Raw genomic sequence first — 1,356 nt, 5'->3', positions numbered from 1 at the left:
CCGGTGCAGCCTGCCCCGGAGAACAGCGGAAATGCGGCCGATCTGCATCAGCCAGGCCTCTTCGCCCTTCGAATCGATCATGGCGTCGCGCTCCTGCTGGGCAAAGACATCCTCCAGGCGGTCCAGCGCCGCGTCCACGGCACGGGGTTCATAGCCGCCCTTGGCCGGCTCGAATGCCATTGACCGGACATCCCTGCTGGTGATAGCTTCGCCGGTCAGGTCATCGGCGTTGTAATAGGCCCTGGCTCGGGTAAGGAACCGGTCCACCTGTTTGGTGTTGTAGCCGAGTTCGCGGCGTTCAACCCGGGCGAAAGGTGAGCTGCCGCGGCTGGCGTCGTCCATAGTGATGTGTGTCTTTCTCATCGTCGATTGCGTCATGGGAGTACCCTGCGTGATGTCATGCCTAGAGGAATCCCGGTACCAATGTAACCGACAGGAGGAATGCCACCGGGGAAGCAAAGACTATTGAATCCAACCTGTCCATCAGTCCACCGTGCCCCGGAAGGATGGTGCTCATGTCTTTAACGCCCAATTCCCGCTTAATCATCGATTCCGCGAGGTCGCCGGCGGTAGCTGCGGCGACCACCGCCACGGCGAGCAGGATTCCCACCCAAAACGGCCGCTCCAAAAGGAAAACGGTGGCGAGCACGCCTACCACCATCGCGCCGCCCACCGAGCCGGCAAATCCTTCCCAGGATTTCTTCGGACTGATTTTCGGCGCCATGGCGTGCTTCCCGAAGAAGGCGCCAACGAGGTAGCCGAAGGTATCGTTCGCCACCACGAGTAGCAAAAGGATTGCCACCTTCAGTGAACCTTCCGGCTCATGCAGCAGCAGCATGGCGAAGCTGAGCAGGAAGGGGACCCACAGCAGCACAAATGCTCCCGCCATCATGCTTCGCGCGGCATCCGGTGCCGGATCGAGGCTTCGCCACAGGGCAAGTGCTGTTACCGAGAGGACGACGGCGTAGGCCAGCGCTTCCGGTCCGCCAAGGAACGCTGCAAACGGCATCGCAACGCTTGCAGCCACGGCAGGCACCAGAGGCACCTTTATCTGTCTGACCTCCAGTGCCCGGGAAATCTCCCAAACGCCGACCACCCCAAACATGGTGCTGAGGGCCACGAAGGCTATGGGAAGAAAAAGGATGCCTCCCAGCACGGAGAAGAGCAGCGCCAGGCCCACCGCAATTGCTGCCGGCAGGTTCCTGCCCGCGCGCGATTCGCTTCCGTTGCCAGCCTGCCTGGGCTTTCGCGAAAACCTGCCGTGCTTTTGTTGGGCGGCTGCCTCCCGGAGGGCCCGGCGGCCCGGAGGTGCGTGGGTGGGTGCGTGGCGGGCTGCCGCCTCTGGTGCTGCGTCAG

2 protein-coding genes are annotated in these 1,356 nt (G+C 62.7%); both read right to left on the bottom strand.

The features are described from left to right. Positions 1-378 (bottom strand): DivIVA domain-containing protein (locus Y708_RS25280; RefSeq protein ID WP_253905829.1); only part of this gene is annotated, 378 nt, incomplete at its 3' end. Between the two features lie 25 nt (positions 379-403). After that, a partial coding sequence (locus Y708_RS25275) for a phosphatidate cytidylyltransferase (protein WP_253905828.1) occupies positions 404-1,356 on the bottom strand: 953 nt, incomplete at its 5' end.

The organism is Arthrobacter sp. H5 (genome assembly GCF_000520595.1).
In the GTDB taxonomy this organism is placed as follows: domain Bacteria; phylum Actinomycetota; class Actinomycetes; order Actinomycetales; family Micrococcaceae; genus Arthrobacter_D.
Note: the sequence above shows the minus strand (reverse complement) of the source record. Positions and strands in the feature narration are given on the sequence as shown.